The 15,693-nt window shown below is 40.4% G+C and carries 12 protein-coding genes and 2 pseudogenes; 8 read left to right on the forward strand and 6 right to left on the reverse strand.

The window, feature by feature from the left end:
* Window positions 1-379 (reverse strand): transglycosylase domain-containing protein (locus tag RMX89_RS27185; RefSeq protein ID WP_322691109.1); only part of this gene is annotated, 379 nt, incomplete at its 3' end.
* A 485-nt stretch (window positions 380-864) separates the two neighbouring features.
* Here RMX89_RS27185 and RMX89_RS27190 point away from each other — a divergent pair.
* On the forward strand, window positions 865-6,543 hold the full coding sequence (locus tag RMX89_RS27190; protein ID WP_416212009.1) for an alpha-2-macroglobulin family protein: 5,679 nt from the start codon (window positions 865-867) through the stop codon (window positions 6,541-6,543).
* 19 nt (window positions 6,544-6,562) lie between these two features.
* On the opposite strand, the gene RMX89_RS27195 is transcribed toward RMX89_RS27190, so the two are convergent.
* Both RMX89_RS27195 and RMX89_RS27200 read right to left on the reverse strand, forming a co-directional pair.
* Window positions 6,563-6,790: a type II toxin-antitoxin system HicA family toxin gene (locus tag RMX89_RS27195; RefSeq protein ID WP_109007162.1), complete on the reverse strand. Its 228-nt coding sequence runs from the start codon at window positions 6,788-6,790 to the stop codon at window positions 6,563-6,565.
* Window positions 6,787-6,990 (reverse strand): type II toxin-antitoxin system HicB family antitoxin, encoded by a 204-nt coding sequence (locus RMX89_RS27200; RefSeq protein ID WP_322672322.1) that lies wholly within the window; start codon window positions 6,988-6,990, stop codon window positions 6,787-6,789. Before RMX89_RS27200 ends, RMX89_RS27195 begins: the two co-directional genes overlap by 4 nt.
* Before the next feature lie 77 nt (window positions 6,991-7,067).
* Between RMX89_RS27200 and RMX89_RS27205 the strand changes: the two are divergent.
* The 7 genes and pseudogenes from RMX89_RS27205 to RMX89_RS27235 form a co-directional block, all read left to right on the forward strand.
* Window positions 7,068-7,247 (forward strand): annotated as a pseudogene (locus RMX89_RS27205) (hypothetical protein); the annotation flags it as partial.
* Between the two features lie 79 nt (window positions 7,248-7,326).
* The gene (locus tag RMX89_RS27210; protein WP_322691111.1) at window positions 7,327-7,866 is read left to right on the forward strand and encodes a hypothetical protein; all 540 of its coding nucleotides are present in this window, start codon (window positions 7,327-7,329) and stop codon (window positions 7,864-7,866) included.
* A complete protein-coding gene (locus RMX89_RS27215; protein WP_322691112.1) occupies window positions 7,863-8,255 on the forward strand; it encodes a hypothetical protein in 393 nt (130 codons plus the stop codon). The genes RMX89_RS27210 and RMX89_RS27215 overlap by 4 nt, the downstream gene beginning before the upstream one ends.
* A 153-nt stretch (window positions 8,256-8,408) precedes the next feature.
* A pseudogene (locus RMX89_RS27220) lies at window positions 8,409-8,591 on the forward strand (hypothetical protein); the annotation flags it as partial.
* A gap of 513 nt (window positions 8,592-9,104) precedes the next feature.
* Window positions 9,105-9,818 (forward strand): hypothetical protein, encoded by a 714-nt coding sequence (locus RMX89_RS27225; protein ID WP_322691114.1) that lies wholly within the window; start codon window positions 9,105-9,107, stop codon window positions 9,816-9,818.
* A gap of 67 nt (window positions 9,819-9,885) precedes the next feature.
* Window positions 9,886-11,550: a tryptophan halogenase family protein gene (locus RMX89_RS27230; RefSeq protein WP_322691115.1), complete on the forward strand. Its 1,665-nt coding sequence runs from the start codon at window positions 9,886-9,888 to the stop codon at window positions 11,548-11,550.
* A 117-nt stretch (window positions 11,551-11,667) separates the two neighbouring features.
* Window positions 11,668-13,248 (forward strand): NAD(P)/FAD-dependent oxidoreductase, encoded by a 1,581-nt coding sequence (locus RMX89_RS27235; protein ID WP_322691116.1) that lies wholly within the window; start codon window positions 11,668-11,670, stop codon window positions 13,246-13,248.
* On the opposite strand, the gene cbiE is transcribed toward RMX89_RS27235, so the two are convergent.
* Genes cbiE through RMX89_RS27250 form a run of 3 tightly spaced genes read right to left on the reverse strand, consistent with a single transcriptional unit; the run spans window position 13,238 to window position 15,529 of the window.
* Window positions 13,238-14,464: a precorrin-6y C5,15-methyltransferase (decarboxylating) subunit CbiE gene (gene cbiE / locus RMX89_RS27240; protein ID WP_322691117.1), complete on the reverse strand. Its 1,227-nt coding sequence runs from the start codon at window positions 14,462-14,464 to the stop codon at window positions 13,238-13,240. The genes RMX89_RS27235 and cbiE overlap by 11 nt on opposite strands.
* A gap of 45 nt (window positions 14,465-14,509) precedes the next feature.
* Window positions 14,510-14,914: a VOC family protein gene (locus tag RMX89_RS27245; protein WP_322672331.1), complete on the reverse strand. Its 405-nt coding sequence runs from the start codon at window positions 14,912-14,914 to the stop codon at window positions 14,510-14,512.
* 18 nt (window positions 14,915-14,932) lie between these two features.
* Window positions 14,933-15,529: a tRNA-(ms[2]io[6]A)-hydroxylase gene (locus RMX89_RS27250; RefSeq protein WP_322668290.1), complete on the reverse strand. Its 597-nt coding sequence runs from the start codon at window positions 15,527-15,529 to the stop codon at window positions 14,933-14,935.
* Between the last annotated feature and the right edge of the window lie 164 nt (window positions 15,530-15,693).

Below are 15,693 nucleotides of genomic sequence, written 5' to 3' on the forward strand. Positions count from 1 at the left end.
TAGTAATTGTGGAAGCGCCGGAAACAATTCGTTTCGCGTGGATGGCTTCTTTGCTGGCGCGGATAATAGCTTTCATATCCAACGCCCCATGATGGTAAAAGCTGCCATCTTCGGCGGCTAAAATCGCATGGATAAACTGGGGCGAAACCTGATTTAGTGGTACTACTGATGTATGCTCTTGGTCGCGGGTGAGCAATGTTCCTAATGGTAAACCATTGCGATCGCTAAATTGCATTGCCAACTGATTTTGAGCAATATCTGCGGCCCGAATGGGCGCAAAATAAGGAAGTAAGCGTACCACCAGACAGATTAGCAGCACAGCCAGGATAACTTTACTGCTGTGCTTAAGTTTGAGTAGCGATCGTAAAATTAGTTTCATCAGGGAATCCCCTGTCCAAGAAAACCTACCTTAATTTTGACGCAGCGATTACATCTATATCAGTCAATATGTCAAATCCTTAATAATTTATTTGAAATCACTTAGCAGATGTAAATTAATATTTGCAGAAGTTAAATACTTATTAATTAGTTAAGAATTGTAGTGATTTTTTGGAACAATTACACTAGATTGGTTATCTATGTAAATAAACATAGTTAAATCCAAAGTCTGAGTAAAAAATAGTCGTCTGCATCCTTTATTAATCTTGCCATTACCAAGTAAATCAGGTAATGCAAGCTTTTGCTTGCTATAATTTGCGAATTTTTTATTTTGAATTACTAAAAAATATGATTATCAAATTTTTACTCAGTTCTTATCGTAAAATTCTCTATCTCTTTCTTAACGTCCTTAGCGGTTTGTTAAAAAAAATTAGTCATTTTTCACACCAGAAGAGAAAAATACAATTTATTCTTCTCTTCACATTCATGCTAGCGATGACAGGATGTAATTTCTTTAGTATCAATTCAAGTAAAGAACAACTACCAGCAGTATCCTCACTTACACCACCAAAATTACCAGACTGGATTGAACAAATAAGTCCCATTGGAGATGCAAAACCCCTCAACCAAATCCGCATCCGTTTTCAAGAAGCTTTAATCCCAGTTGAAAGTCTTGATAGTCCAGAACAGCAAAAAATATTACAAAAATTTACCCTTTGGCCGCCTTTACCCGGTCAATTTCGCTTTTTAACACCACGCATGGTGGGATTCCAAGCTGAAAAAGCATTACCAATAGCGACAAGGTTTCAAGTTACTCTGAAAGCAGGTTTAGCCGATTTAAAAAATCATCGCCTAGACAAAGATTTACCTTGGACTTTCAACACTGAATCAATTAAATTAACTAATTTACCCGGTGTCAATCCCATAGAGAAAGCTGATATCGAACCAATTGATTTACAACAGAAGTTACAGTTTACTTCTAATGTAGAATTGGATTTAGCTTCTGTACAAGAACATTTACAGCTAATTCCCGAAGGTAAAAGTAAAGGTACAGGTTTTAAAGTTGAATTAAACAAAGAAGAAAAACCATTAAAAAATGAAGAAGATCCTTTAGAAAAATTTGACCCTTCAGCACGTAATTGGATTTATAATCTCATCCCACAGCAAAATCTAGAAAAAGCAACCAGTTATCGCCTGGTATTTTCTCCCGGAATACGTCCTGCTTATGGCAATCTAGCGACGGAGAAAGAATTTGCTAGTAAATTAGCAACTTATTCCCCTTTGGCTTTTCAGAAAATTAACTATTACGGACAGCCGGATTCAGGCGGAACATTTGGACGATTTGTTAAAGGCAGCCCGCAGCTAGAATTTAATAACATTTTATTAGCAGATTCAGCTAAAGAAAATATTACTATTAATCCCGCACCAAAAGAAATTTCGAGAATTTTGGAAGTTAATGATGAAGATAAAATTGTCGGGATTAATCCTTATGCGCTAGAACCTGCCAAGACTTATACAATTACTATCGGCGAAAATCTCAAAGATAAGTTTGGGCAAACTTTGGGTAAACCTGTCACCCTGAAATATGATACTGGAGATTTAGCTGGGGATATTTGGGTACCATCAGATTTGAATATTTTCCCTACAAGTAAAGATTTACAGCTAAATATTAGTACGGGAAATTTGCCAGAATCTAAATATAAAGCAGCTTATCGAGTAGTCCAACCGACAGATTTAGTTTATTTTAATAATAGTAGTGATTTATTACCACAACCTGCTGAATGGCAAAGCTTTAAGGTATCGGGTAAGAAAAATCAATCAGTTGATATTGCTGTTCCTCTGCGGGAAAAAATAAATTCTACTACCGGCATGTTAGCTTATGGAGTCCAAGCCCGCACGAATAAATATCAAGAGAATGGGAAGGAACTGTGGCGCGAACCTACGACTTATGGCATGGTTGAATTGACAAATTTGGGCGTATTTACTCAATGGTTTCCTGAGTCAGGGTTAATTCGTGTCAATCATCTTACAGATGGTTCGCCAGTTCAAGCGGCTGCTGTTGAAATTTATCAATCAAAATTACAAGCAAAATCTCGTCCAGAACCAGTACCTTGTGCAACAGGTAAAACTGATGACAATGGAATTTTTAGAATTGTTCGTGAAGGATTACAAAAATGTTATTCTGGCAATGAAAGCTCTAGTAAATCACCACAGTTATTAGTAATTGCCCGTGAGAATCAAGATTGGGCATTTGCTAGAACTGAAGAATATAGCGGTGTTTATGGCTACGGGATTGATGCGGGTTGGCAAGATAAGAAGCCAGAATCACGCGGGATAATTTTCTCAGATAGACAGTTATATCAACCAGGCGAAAAGGCTTGGTTGACTGGTTTTGCAGACTATCTACAAAATGGTGTAATTCAGCAAGATAAAAATGCTGCTTACCAATTAACTTTGGTAAATCCCGATGGGCAAAAAACTAGCTTAGGTACGCAAACCACAAATGAATTTGGCAGTTTTTCTCTGGAGTTGCCAATCAAAACTACTCAGCGTTTAGGCTACTATACAATCCAGGCGAAAGGTAAAAATGGACAAGAAATTTCTGGAGAATTTCGGGTAGCTGAGTTTAAGCCACCCAACTTTAAAGTCGAACTTAACTTAGATAAAGAATTTGCATACATTGACGAGAAAGTTAATATTAATGCTACAAGCAATTATTTATTTGGCGCACCTGTAGAAGGGGGAGAAGCAAAATATTTTATTACTCGCCAGCAGGCTGATTTTGTTCCTAAAGGTTGGGAAGAATTTACTTTTGGTAGGCAATGGTTATGGCCGGAGGAAACCCCTACTATATCTACTGATGTATTGCAAACTAATGCCCAACTAGATGCTAATGGTAAAAGTAGTCAAATTGTAAATGTGGCTAATGATTTACCATATCCGATGACTTACCAAGTAGATGTGCAAGTTGCAGATGTTTCTAATCTGTCAGTAGCGAATTCCAAAACATTTACAGCTTTACCGAGTAATCGCCTTATTGGATTAAAAAGTAATTTCATCGCTGATGCTGGTAAGGCTTTCCCTATTGAAGTGATTGTTACTGACCCTACAGGAAAACCAATCGCAGGTCAACGAGTGCACCTGGAATTACAACAGATTAAATACAGCAGCGTTACGCAGTTGGTGGAAGGTAGTCAAACTCCAAAAAATCAAGTTGAATATAAAACGGTAGGACAAGGTGAAATTACATCTGCTAGCAATCCGCAATCGGTAAGTTTAACAGCACCGGAATCTGGTTCATACAGGATTAGAGTTAATTTTAGTGATGCAAAAGGTGAATTAAGTGCCACAGATTTACAAATTTGGGCAACTGGAGAAAATCCAGTATTTTGGGGTTCTAAAGAAAAAGATGTCTTAGAAATTAAATTAGATAAAAAAGAGTTTAAACCTGGTGAAACTGCTACTGCAATAATTCAATCTCCTTATCCAGATGCAGAATTGTACTTTGCTGTAATTAAAGATAAACCCCTTTATCAGCAGATTACCAAAGTTCAGGGAGGCACACCAAAAGTCAAGTTTCAAGTTACACAAGAAATGCTGCCAAATGCAGCCATTGAAGCTGTATTAGTCAGACAAGGTAAACCCATAAACCAAGTGGAAGCGGGAAGTTTAGATAACTTGGTGAAGATTGGTTTCACACCTTTTAAAGTCAATTTAGAAGATAAGTATTTAAAACTGCAAGTTAAGCCAGTGCAAGCATCATTAGAACCTGGTGCAGAAGAAACGGTACAGCTAGAACTGAAGGACAATCAAGGCAATCCCGCCAAAGGACAGTTTACAGTCATGGTGGTAAATGAAGCGGTGTTACAACTTTCTGGTTATCGTCCGCCAGATTTGGTAGATACAGTTTATGCAGAACAGGTAATACCTACCCGCTTTAACGATAATCGCGCGGATGTTATATTACAAGCACAAGATGTAACTAAACCGAAAGGTTGGGGTTATGGCGGTGGTTTCTCAACTGGTGCAGCAAATACTCGCACTCGCACCGATTTTCAAGCCTTAGCTTACTACAACGGTTCTGTGCTTACCGATGCAAATGGGAATGCACAGATAACCTTTAAACTCCCGGATGACTTAACTACATGGCGAGTGATGGCTGTGGCCACTGATGGAAATCTGCGTTTCGGGAATGGGGAGGCGACGTTTATCAGCACCAAACCACTGCTAACTAATGCCATCTTGCCACAGTTTGCCCGTCCAGGCGATCGCATTCTCGCTGGCTTATCTGTAACTAACAACACTGGGAATACAGGGAATCTCTCAATTAATGGCGAACTTAGCGGTAATGTGAAGTTTGCTGAGAAAAACCCCACAGCGACTTCTTTGCAAACCAAAGCTGAATCCGCAACTCATGCTTATCGCTTCCCCATGCTGGCAGATAGTGTGGGAACTGGTAAAGTTCGCTTTACAACTCAGCTAAATGGTACAGCCGCAGATGCTTTTGAAGTACCCTTGGAAATTAAGCCAATTGAAATTACAGAACAAGTCGTTGAATCTGGTGTTACTGAAAAACAGGTAAAGATTCCCCTGAATGTCGATAAAAATACCTTCCCTGATGCGGGAGGTTTAGATATTCAGTTGGCGAGTACTTTGATTCCAGAAATTAAAGCGCCAGCAAAGCAGGTTTTAGAAGATGATGATTTACCATTTACAGAACCGGCGGCGAGTCAATTAATAATTGCTGCTAATTTGCAAATTATTGCACAGAAATATGGTCAGACATTTACAGAATTTAATCCTAGCCAACAGGCAAGTCAAGCAATTGAAAAATTACAAAAACTCCAAATAGCTGATGGTGGTTTTGCTGCTTTCCCCGGACAAGAAAAATCCGACCCTTGGGTTTCTTCCTATACGGGTGAATCTTTGGCTAAAACAAGTCAGGTGTTCCCTAATTTAGTTGATTCTGCAATGGTGTCTCGCCTGAAAGCTTATTTACAAAAAGTTCTAGCAAACCCCGGAGAATACGACTTTTGCAAACAACTACTCTGTAAAAGGCAACTGCAACTTAATGCTTTAATCTCATTAGCAGAATTGGGAGATAAACGCAATACTTTCCTCGCAGATATTTATGAACAGCGCAATAATTTTGATGTAGCAACTCAAATTAAACTAGCGCGATACTCATCTCAATTCCCAGAATGGCAAGATGAATCTCAACAATTAGCGAACAAACTGCAACAGAATGTTTATGAAACTGGTCGCACAGCAGTTGTGAGTTTACCCAGCAGTTGGGGATGGATGAGTTCATCTACTACGACGCAAGCGCAAGCTTTACGCTTATTTATTGCCAAACAAAGTAAACCCGAAGTTATAGATAAATTATTCGAAAGTCTTCTGGCATTGCGACGGAATGGTACGTGGCAAACCAACTATAATAATGCCCAAGCTTTAACAGCTTTGGTAGATTATAGTCAACTGCAACCCACACCACCTAATTTTGTTGCCACAGTGGAATTAGCTGGTAATAAGTTAGGAGAAAATCAGTTTAATGGCTATCAAAATCCCAGCTTACAGCTAAATGTGCCGATGAATAAATTACCTCGTGGGCGTAATGATTTAACCCTGCAAAAATCAGGTAATGGCACTTTACACTATCTGGTTGCTTATAATTATCGCTTGCAAGGTAATCAACCAGGCAGGTTTAACGGACTACGCATAACACGAGAAATTAGTCAAGTAAATAAAGAGAAAGTTTTGCAAAAAACAGGTCTTTATGCTTTCGATAAACCCTTGACTTTAGCCTCTGGACAAGTGTTTGATATTGGTTTAGAAATCATCGCCGATCGTCCTGTGGATCATTTGGTGATAAAAGATCCCCTACCATCAGGTTTTGAGGCGGTGGATGCGAGTTTTCAAACTGCTACAGCTGCATTACAAGCAAAAGCCGATAGCTGGGAACTTGGTTTTAAGAATGTGTACCGCGATCGCATTATCGCCTACGCCGACCACCTGGAACCAGGAGTTTATAGTCTGCATTACTTAGTCCGTTCAGTGACACCTGGGACATTTTCTTGGCCTGGTGCAGAAGTTCACCTGCAATATGCGCCAGAAGAATTTGGGCGTACTGCTGAGTCTACATTAATACTGGAGGATGGGAAGTAATTATTTATGCCATCTTTGGCTACAACAAATCTAAAAATCTTTCCAAGTCTATACGGGCCTGCTTTAAAATCTTAGCTAGGGTGGAACGCTTAACTGGGCGGTGAGCTGGAACAGTTAATTTTAAGACTTCATCCGGTATGCTTTTTTCCAATCTAATGTGACTACCTCGCTGGCGTACAACTATCCATCCATCCCGTTCTAAAGCAGCGATAATCTGAGTGTAAGGTAAATTGGGAACTTTGCTCACAGTACCAATTCCCTGACTATTACGCCTTCTTGAGTAATCCATTCATCTTCCAATGGCTCAAGGTAAAGTTCTATTGCTTCTTGGATATTCTCTAATGCTTCTTCTAATGTTTCTCCTTCACTGATACAACCAGGAAGTGAGGGAACATGGACGGTGTATCCGCCTTCGTCACTGGGTTCTAATACAACTCTGAGTTTCATAACTTGACAATAAAGTTACTTTTTTATTTTCAATGATTTATGGCGATCGCACTACCATTACTGAGAGAAGAGTAGGCGATCGCATTATCGCCTACGCCGACCACCTGGAACCAGGAGTTTATAGTCTGCATTACTTAGTCCGTTCAGTGACACCTGGGACATTTTCTTGGCCTGGTGCAGAAGTTCACCTGCAATATGCGCCAGAAGAATTTGGGCGTACTGCTGAGTCTACATTAATATTGGAGGATGGGAAGTAATAATTGTACTTAATTACATTTCTGCAACTGCAATTAAAGTACAATAAAACAAATCACAATAAGATTCAGTCTGTTTAGCTTGGATAAACCCCAAGAGTTAGTATTAACTAAATTAGGAGAAGGACTACCCGCTATAACTCCATCTTTTGGAGCAGCTTTAGCAGAAGCTTGTGCGGTGTGTTTGGAGGATCGAGGTCATTTACAGGGTGTAGAACTTACAGTTAATGGAGACTTTACTACCACCTTCAGACTATATTGGCAAACCGTTACACAGCAAATGCTCCGCTGCTGGAATGATGAAGAGTTCACCACAGAACAAGCAGCCTATGGTATTGCCTTTATGCTCATCAGACAATTGACTCAGTTTACAGTGATTGAGCGATCGCGCAAAGGCACTGGATTTGATTATTGGTTAGGTAGCGAAGATGAAGCAGGTGAACTTCCATTTCAAAATCAAGTAAGACTGGAAGTTTCAGGTATACGTAAAGCAGATGATAACAGAATTAGAGCTAGAGTCAAACACAAAATCGAGCAAACTAATCCTTCCGATGGCGAATTTCCTGCCTACGTTATTATTGTTGAATTTAGCAGACCCCTATCTTTTATTGTGGAAAAATGAGTCAGATTCAGGAGTTGCATAAACAAGCGATGGATTTAGCCGAAGCAGCTTTTACTGCTAAACTCAGAGGAGACTTAAAGCAAGCTAGTCAAGTTTCTCGACAAGCTTTTGAAAAAGAATCTCAAGCTGCTGCACTGATTGCCAATCAACTTGATGCCGAACCGACTCGTTCAGTATTGCATCGTAGTGCTGCAACTCTTGCAATAGACTGTGGTGAATTTCAAGCAGCAGAACATTTAATTGCGATCGCATTATCAGGAAATCCACCCCAAGAAATTGCCCAAGAACTAAAAGATTTATTCATTCAAATAAATTTGCGCCCATATTTAGAACGTCATGGGCTTACTTTTGATGAAGAAAAGTTGAGGAATCTGACGGTAGATCAATAGTCAAACTTAGCCAAAGAATTATTGCGTAGTATTCATGAAGATGGTACTGAATACTTTACTATCAAAACTATATAAGCTTTTGTAAAAAGAGCGATCGCACTACCATTACTGAGAGAAGAGTAGGCGATCGCTTTTTTCTTGTGCATTTTTGCAAGATATCGCATTATCGCCTACGCTGACCACTTCAAACCTGGAGTTTATAGCTTGCATTACTTAGTTTGTTCTATGACACCTGGGACATTTTCTTGGCCTGGTGCAGAAGTTCACCTGCAATATGCGCCAAAAGAATTTGGGCGTACTGCTGAGTCTACATTAATACTTGAGAATGTAAAGTAATTATTTATACTACTTTTAGCTACAACAAGTCTAAAAATATTTCCAAGTATATACTCAAATTTTAGCTAAGGTAGAAGGCCTAACCAGCCGATTTGGTTTTTATGAGCGCAGGAAACGCTCATATAAGACCCTTTCTTAACAAGCGTACTTAAGTAAAGGCTACGTTTATTACATAGATATGTTGAAGTTAAAGTAAAAACAATAACAGTAAATTACCTGGTTACAATTTAGCGTTAGCCTCAATACGATATAACACAATACACCTAAAACCCTGATGTAGAGGTGAGATTTATCGCGTGTGTTCAAAGGCCAATTATCTACACACTCTTAACTAAACCTGCAATATCCAAATTAGACATTATTTGCTATTCAAATAGTGGGTTTTGAGCTAATGATTATCAAAAAAGTTTTGAGAATTTAACAATCAAAGTTTGAGCAGATTACCTTCCTACAACAAAATGGGTAAGTTACTTCTGCTTGAATATTAAACATTGAAAATCAGCACAATTAAAAATGCAACAAGTACTAGCATTGATTGAACAAAAAAAACAAGAATTTGCTCAAGTGCCATTGTTTAATTTTATGCAAGATAAAAGTATAAATCCCAGACAAAGGTTAGCTTGGGCACCATGTGCTGCTCATTTTATTATGAATTTTGGAGAACTGAATAAGTATTTTTTGCGAGTAGAACCAACAACCGATCCAATTCAGACATTAATTAACAAACATACTTATGAAGATGACCATCATTGGCTGTGGTTTCTGGAAGATTTGAAGAATCTAGAATTTGACAAAACCTTGCAATTTAGTGATGCATTGAAATTTCTTTGGAGTGAAGAAACTCAGAATGCTCGCTGGTTGAGCTATCAACTCTATCGATATACTTTGCAAGCTACTCCTATTCAAAAACTAATCCTCATTGAAGTTACCGAAGCAACAGGTAATATAATGTTTTCTATAGCAGCAGAGATTGGCAAAGAAATTAAAGCAATTACTCAAAAATCATGCCGATATTTTGCAGATTTCCATTTGGATGTTGAAACTGGTCACATCACAGGTTCATCTGGAATAGAGCAATTGTTACAAGATATTCAACTATCAGAAGCAGCGCAACAAGAAGCTTTTGAACTAGTTGAAAACTTATTTACAGTTTTTACCCAATTTACAAACGGTCTTTTGGTATATGCCAAAAACCATAAAATTGAGCAACTATTGAAAACTGCATAAATTAATCAGCAAATTTATTGAAATTGAAAATTAATACCTAATTCAAGCCGGAAGGAGAAATTTTACTATGTCACAGCACGTACAAAATGTTGTAATTGTCGGTGGTGGTTCAGCAGGTTGGATGACGGCAGCTTATTTGAGTAAAGCCTTGAAAAAAAATGTTCAGATTACCTTGGTAGAGTCTTCTAATATTACAAAAATTGGAGTTGGCGAAGCAACTTTTAGTAGCATCAAGTCATTTTTTGATTTTCTGGGATTACAAGAGTATGAATGGATGCCAAAATGCAATGCTACTTATAAAATGGGGATTAAATTTGTTGATTGGAATTCCGATCGCAGACACTTTTACCACCCTTTTGAAAGATTTGATTTTATTGATGGATTCAGTATCTCTGAATGGTGGTTAAAACTTAAGAGTGCCAATGAGGCATTTGATTATTCCTGCTTCATGGCACCGACGCTGTGCGATCGCCAAAGGTCTCCGAGATATCTTAATGGCAAAATCTTTGATGACAGAGTAGAACATTTATTCTCAGAGAAACATTTTTCTGAAAAAAATCTCATCACACTTGCTGATGCTGAAGGGCAATATCCTTACGCCTACCATTTTGATGCAAATCTAATTGCTAGATTCTTGAAAGATTATTCAATACAGAGGGGCGTGAAACAAATTGTTGATGATGTGGTAGATGTAAATTTAACCGAAGATGGAAGCATAGATAGTCTCAACACTAACGAGCATGGGATTATCAGTGGAGACCTTTTCATTGACTGTACTGGTTTCCGTGGTCTTTTGATTAACAAAGCTCTTGGTGAGCCATTCATTTCTTATTCAGAGTCGCTACTGTGCGATCGCGCGATCGCCATACAGATACCAAGCGATATTCAGAAAAATGGCATCAACCCTTACACAACTGCAACTGCTCTCTCATCAGGTTGGGTCTGGAATATACCTTTGTATGGCAGAGATGGTACAGGATATGTTTATTCTAGCGCCTTCATCTCTGCACAGGAAGCAGAACAAGAATTTCTTCAGCATTTAGGAAATGTCGCTGATAATTGCAAAGCCTCTCATATCCAAATGAGGATTGGACGTAACAGAAACTCATGGGTGAAAAACTGTGTAGCAATAGGGCTTTCCAGTGGATTTGTTGAACCATTAGAATCTACTGGCATATTTTTTATTCAGCATGGAATCGAAGAGTTAGTCAATCACTTTCCAGGGAAGTCGTTCAATGAAGAATTGATCCGCAACTATAATAGAGCGATCGCTAACTGTCTAGATGGTGTTCGGGACTTTTTGGTACTCCATTACCGTGCCAGCGATCGAGCAGATACAAAGTTTTGGCAAGCAACTAAGCAAGAAATTAAAGTTCCTACGGAACTGCAAGAAAAGTTAAAGTTGTGGAAAAGCAGATTACCAAATAAAAAGAATATCAATCCATATTTTCATGGCTTCGAGACATACTCTTATTCGGTAATGTTACTTGGACTCAATCATAAGCCTGAAGGTAGTTTACCTCTCTTGGAGCATCTTGACGACGAAAAGGCGCTAGCTAAATTTCAGGCAATTAAGGAAAAAGCCAATTACCTGAGTACAAATCTACCCTCTCAATATGAATACTTAACTTATGTAATTAAGTCTCAAGAACAGTCAGAATACCTCAGCGACAATCATTTACCTACTTCATCAGTGAACGAGAGCGCATATCAAATTCCTGTGCCAATTTAATATATGACTTACGCAAACAATAGTCAAAGCTTTGATTTTCTTCTTAGGACAATTCATGAATTGCCCCTACTCCGTGTACTTTTCCGTAAGTCCGATAATAATTGAGGAGAACCCAAAATGACAGCGAAACAAATATGCGTGATTGGGGCAGGCGTGAGCGGATTAGTCTCAGCCAAAACATTTCTTGAAGAAGGTTACGAGGTTACATTGTTCGAGAAACGGCAGGAACTTGGCGGTGTGTGGGAAAGGTCGAGGGCTTACCCAGGACTCTCGCTCCAAAATCCCAGAGACACCTATGCTTTCTCAGACTATCCTATGCCTGCGTCCTATCCAGAATGGCCTTCAGGAGAGCAAATATGCGCTTACCTTGAATCCTATGCCCAACACTTTGGTGTCACAGAAAAAATTCAGTTCGGTGCAAAAGTAACTAAAGTGGAGCGCAAATCAGGAAATACTCCTGGATGGATGGTTAGTGTTAGCTTTCAAAAAGATGGTAAGGAGATCGGAAAACAAAATTACAACTTCGACTTTGTGATTGTATGCAATGGCACTTATGATATTCCCTACATTCCTAACTTGCCGGGAATGGAAGAGTTCATTGCCGCCGGAGGTCAGATAATACATACTAATAACTTTAATGACGGCTCTGTAATTGAGGGCAAGCGAGTGGTTGTTGTCGGTTTTGGCAAGTCAGCCACCGATCTAGCGAATTTCGCAGCTAGCAAGGCTAAGGAATGTACCCTTGTGTTCCGTCAAGCGTTGTGGAAATTTCCCAACTTCTTTCTCGGTTTGTTCAACATCAAGTATATTTTCTTAACTCGGTTTGCAGAAACTTGGATGCCCTATCATAAACTTCAAGGATGGGAAAAATGGCTGCATAGTTTTGGCAAGCCACTAGTGTGGGCATTCTGGCGGCTAAATGAGACTATCATGCGTTTACAGTTTCCTCTTGATGCTTGTGGGATGGTGCCCAAACAACCGATGAACAAATTGATTGGTTGTAGTGTCGGCTTGGTGCCTAAAGGCTTTTTTGAGCATATACGCGCAGGCAAAATTCGTGCTGTGAAGACAAAAATCGACAAGTTTTTTGCTACTGGCGTCGAATTGGATAACGGCGAGCAAATACAGGCAGATATTGTTGTCTTTGGCACGGGCTTTCTTCAGGATATCCCCTTTTTAGAAGAGAAGTACCGCAGACACGTATTTGATGAGGAAGGCACTATCCATCTTTACCGCCATCTCATTCACCCTCATGTTCCCCAGATGGGTTTTGTTGGTTATAACTATACTTTCTGTGCCCAGTTATCAGCAGAAATTAGTGCTAGGTGGTTATCAGAGTATGTCAAAGGAAATATATCTTTACCATCCCCGCAACAGATGTTAGAGGATGTAACAGCAGAGTTGGAATGGAGGAAGAAAGATAGACCTTATTCTTTCGTCAGTGGAGCATGTGTAACTCCTTTTACATTCCATTACATTGATGAATTGCTTCAGGATATGGGTCTTAGCACCCGCCGCAAACCAGGAAACCTGCTTGCAGAGTTGATGATGCCAGCAGACCCATCTGCCTATAAGAATCTCCGACAGGAATTACAGGCAAAACAACAGCCATCTCTTAATGATTCTGCGATCGCCAAATTACAAAAGCGATGTCTGCGACAAGACGAAACGTCTACGCACTCATACATTAACCATTAAATTTTTCAGGCTTCACTACTACCCATTGCGTCACAGCCGCCATTGCTCGCCAACTTAAAAATTTACCAATAGGTTCCGCCCGTTGGATGGCAATACGAGTTAAATTGCCACCGACTCGTTCATGCCATTGAAATAAAGTCTGCTCGCCCTCAACTGTGACAACATTGGCCACTAAGCGTCCACCCGGCCGCAGTGCTTCCCAGCAAACATCAAAAAGTCCTGTTGCTGTCACCCCACCACCAATAAAAATGGCATTTGGTGCCGGCAAATCTTTCAGGGCATGGGGCGCTTTGCCTTCAATGATTTGCAGATTTGGAGTTCCGAGAGTGGCGGCATTATCGGCAATATACAGTAGTCTAGAGGAGTTTTGTTCGATCGCGATCGCTCGACATTGCGCATTACTCCGCATCCATTCAATTGAAATTGAGCCGCAACCCGCACCCACATCCCACAATAACTCTCCTGGTGTGGGTGCTAAAGCTGTTAGGGTGATTGCCCTAACTTCACGCTTCGTTAACTGTCCATCGTGGTGGTAGGCGTTATCTGGCAATCCTGGTAATCTTGGTAATGAAATAACCCCAGTATCAGCAATACAATTAACTGCGATCGCATTCAAAGCCGCAACTTCGGTTTCACTCCAGGATGCAGCCGTACCTTCTACAATTCTTTCATGAGCGCCGCCCATACGCTCCAATACAGCGATCTTACTGCCACCATAGCCGCGATTTGTCAAAATTTGAGCAACCAGCGCTGGGGTGTCTTTACCCTCACTCAAAATCAACAGTCGCGCTCCCGGATAAATGTAAGACTGGAGTAGGGAGGATGGACGACCATTCAAACTCAAGGTTTCTACCTCAGTCAAAGACCATCCCACCCTGGCACAGGCGAGGCTGAAGGCTGAAGGTGCGGGGATAATCGTCATTTCAGAGACGGGAATTCGCCGCGCTAAGGTGACACCAATGCCGTAACACATCGGATCGCCGCTTGCGAGTACGCAGATTGACTGACCCTGGCGCTGAATGATTTCCTCTACTGAAGCACTAATGGGAGATGTCCAGACTAGTTTCTCACGTCGATCGTCTGTAGGAAGCATTGCTAAATGGCGATCGCCTCCCACAATTACTTTAGCTCGATCGATTAAAGAACGAGCGATCGCGCTTAACCCCTGCAATCCATCTTCCCCAATGCCAACAATAGAAAGCCATTTTTGTATCATGCTAATTCATGATTAATTACTTCATAACGTTATTGGCAGGAACTTTTAACTGATAATTCCGAGATTGTTGTAGATTTCGATCAGATTGCCATCGGGATCGCGCAAATGAGCTGTGCGGATTCCCCAGCTTGGGCGATCTTGTGGTTGAGTCACAACGAGCGCATTTTGAGCCTTTACTTGCTCATAGACCTCATCCACGTTATCCACTGCCAAAATCAAGACTATTTTATCTCGATTGACAACGTATGAAGGTTGTTCAATTCTTGGGACTACCTCAGCCATTAATTCTTGTTTGAGCAAACCCAGCTTGAGATATCCGGTATTAAACTCAGCATATCCGCTATTTTCATCGCCCCAATCGACATCAAATTTCAGCAGATCCCGGTAGAACAGAAAAGAATCTTTGTAGTTGGAGACAAGCAGTCTCAGGTGTGTTAGCTGAAGCTTCATATCTGTTGGGTTAGTCTACTAACTGTGAATTCTAGGTTCTGGGTGCAAAGTCGCCAGCAACTCGCTTTCGACAATTGCTAATTCATCAAGTCGCTGCATAACAATTTCTTTGTCGAAATAAGTAGCAGCTAAAACCCAATATATACCGTAGTGACGCGCTTCGGATGCCATTAGCCCACGATAAAATTTTGCTAACTCTGGCTCTGGACAGTGAGCAGCTAATAGTCCCAGGCGTTCGTGAGAGCGAGCTTCAATTAAACCAGTGACTAGTAAGGAATCCAAAAATCGCTCAGGTTCTTTGGGGCGTACTTGAGCTTTTAAACCCGCGCCATAAGGAGGCGGTGGTAAGGGAGCTAGGGGAATATTCCGGCGTTCTAACCATTGGTTGACTAGCTCAAAATGTTCTAGTTCTTCGCGGGCGATCGCAGTTAACTCCCGAACCATTTTAGTATTGGAAGGGTAGCGAAACATCATGTTTAAGGCTACACCTGCTGCTTTGCGTTCGCAGTGGGAGTGGTCGAGTAAGATGATATCTAAATTAGCGATCGCTTGTTCTAACCAAGCAGAACTAGTAGGCTGTTTCAGGGCGTTGATAGTGGATAACTGAGTAAGCACAGAGTTAATCAATTTTGGATTTTGGATTTTGGTGAGGTAGCCCCCGTCTTGGCGGTTCCCGTCGATGGGGGACTACCGAACCCGAAGGGATTTTGGATTTTTCAATAGTTTAAACTATTAGTCCACCAAAGAAACTTTGCGAGATTTATCGTCAGAAAATCAAG

Origin of the sequence: Nostoc sp. DedSLP04, from assembly GCF_034530775.1 — a bacterium.
Taxonomy (GTDB): domain Bacteria; phylum Cyanobacteriota; class Cyanobacteriia; order Cyanobacteriales; family Nostocaceae; genus Nostoc.